Source organism: Lachnoanaerobaculum saburreum DSM 3986, assembly GCF_000185385.1.
In the GTDB taxonomy this organism is placed as follows: domain Bacteria; phylum Bacillota; class Clostridia; order Lachnospirales; family Lachnospiraceae; genus Lachnoanaerobaculum; species Lachnoanaerobaculum saburreum.
Window position 1 is genome coordinate 1 of the sequence record NZ_GL622328.1, and the last position, 597, is coordinate 597.

Below are 597 nucleotides of genomic sequence, written 5' to 3' on the forward strand. Positions count from 1 at the left end.
AACTTTTCGCAGCTTGTCACGTCTTTCTTCGGCTGTCAGTGCCTAGGCATCCACCCTACGCTCTTTATGTTTAACCTCTTAAATCATTTAGATTTAGTGTTTGTATGACACTAGCGTGTATCATACAAATGTTTAAAATTTATTACTTTTGATATTCTTCATACTCTCTTCATTTGTATGAAGAACTACTTATTTACTAAGATTTGAAACAAGCTTATGCTCGTTTTTATCAAGTAAATAATGCATTAAATATTAATCACTTTCGCAATTAATACCTCGGATGTCTAATTATAAAATATTTATATAATTTCTCGTTTGGTATGCAGTTTTCAAGGTACATATAAGCCATAAAACTTTCATTAAGTCTTTTGGCAATGGAGATGGAGAGATTCGAACTCTTGACCCCCTGCTTGCAAGGCAGGTGCTCTCCCAACTGAGCTACACCCCCGGTGTAATGGCATCCACCTACTCTCCCATACTGTTTCCGGTATAGTACCATCGGCCGACTGAGTCTTAACCATCGTGTTCGGAATGGGAACGGGTGTGTCCCCCAGACGCATCGACACCATTAAATTTATTTTTAGTTTTAACTTCAAA

General features: G+C 37.5%; 1 tRNA gene and 1 rRNA gene. Both read right to left on the reverse strand.

What is annotated here, in order from left to right:
- Positions 1-375: 375 nt before the first annotated feature.
- Positions 376-448: transfer RNA gene (locus HMPREF0381_RS14240), tRNA-Ala, on the reverse strand.
- A gap of 4 nt (positions 449-452) precedes the next feature.
- Positions 453-570 (reverse strand): 5S ribosomal RNA (rrf, locus tag HMPREF0381_RS14245).
- Positions 571-597 lie beyond the last annotated feature (27 nt).